The organism is Saccharopolyspora sp. NPDC000995 (genome assembly GCF_053599315.1).
Window position 1 is genome coordinate 1 of record NZ_JBSFLZ010000327.1, and the last position, 1,471, is coordinate 1,471.

Annotated in this window: 1 protein-coding gene; it reads right to left on the minus strand. The window is 65.2% G+C overall.

Annotation, left to right across the window (positions count from 1 at the left end; genetic code table 11):
* A partial coding sequence (locus tag ACWDKQ_RS36125; protein WP_450143234.1) for a reverse transcriptase domain-containing protein occupies positions 1-799 on the minus strand: 799 nt, incomplete at its 3' end.
* Positions 800-1,471 lie beyond the last annotated feature (672 nt).

Genomic DNA, 1,471 nt, shown 5'->3' on the forward strand with positions numbered 1-1,471 from the left:
GCGTAAAACCCAGGAAGTCGAACGTCTCCGGCTTGCCCAGCCCCCGCTTCCGTCGATTTCCGGCGGCGAACCGCCCGAACTCGATCAGTCGCGTCTTGTCTGGGTGTAGCTCCAGCCCGAACTTCGCGAACCGCTCACGAAGCTCACCAAGGAACCGCTCGGCGTCCCGTCGATACTCGAACCCGACGATAAAGTCATCTGCCCACCGCACGATGATCACCTCACCGTGCGCGTGGTGGCTCCTCCACCAGTCGGCCCACAGGTCGAGGGCGTAGTGCAGGTAGACGTTGGCCAAAAGCGGGGACACCGATGCCCCCTGCGGTGAGCCCTTGTCGCTCTGCGTCCACGTCCCGTCCTCGATGACGCCCGCAGCCAACCACTTGTCGATCAGCCGCAGGATCCGCTTGTCCGCTATCCGGTGCTCGAGAAACTTTCTCAGCCAGTCCCGATCAAGCTGACCGAAGAAGTCGCGAATGTCCGCGTCGAGCACCAAGTTCACCTTCTTCCGTTCGATCCCGACCGCGAGCGCGTCCAACGCGTCGTGGGGCTTACGCCCTGGCCTGAATCCGTACGAGAAGCCCCGGAAGTCCATCTCGTAGATTGCGTTCAGCACCTCGACGACTGCCCGCTGGACGATCTTGTCCTCCAGCGCGGCGATCCCGAGCGGCCGCTGCCGCCCGTCCGCCTTCGGTATGTACGCTCTCCGCGAGGGTTTCGCCCGGTAACCGCCACTGTGGACCCGGGCATGCAGATCGCGGAGGTTAGCCACCAGATCCTGCCCATAGGCCTCCCACGTCACCCCGTCCACCCCCGGCGCAGCCTTCGGACTGATCGCCCGATACGCCGCCCGCAGGCGGTCCAGGTCGACGTGGTGCAGCAGCGCAGTGAACCGCGCATCCTTATCCTCTTGTGCCACTTTCCGCACACGAGCCAGCGCACTGGGCACACCTGATCCGGCGCTGTGTCCGGGGCGTGTTTTGCTGGCCGTGTTCCCCTTGGCCGACCCCCTTTCCTCCCCCACCTCCGCCACCGCAGGCACGGCTTTGTTCGGCGGGTTCGCAGGTACTACGAGGTCGTCCGACTTCCCACACCCGTTCATCCCAGGCTTACCGCCTCAGCGTTCCCTGAACGGCCCGCCTGCTGATCAGGCAGACGGGCGAGCGTGGGATCTCCCGGTTCTCGCGCATGAGGACTCCGTACATGCCATGGTTCTCCGACCGCGCGGGGCCCCTGACGACTCGCGATAACGCCGCCAGCAGTGTTGCCTTCCGTCGCTCCAACAACGTCGGCACCCCGAAGTGGGGATTTCGCGGCTCCATAGCCCGGCCTGCACGTACCCCTGTCCAACGCTTCGCCACGCCCTCGCGGGTCGTCGACGCATGGCTCGGGGCCATCGTGGATCGCTACTCCTTCGATGTCGGGCGCTTTCATCCCTTTCCTCATGCCGGTTTACCCCGGCGCTTCCTAGAGC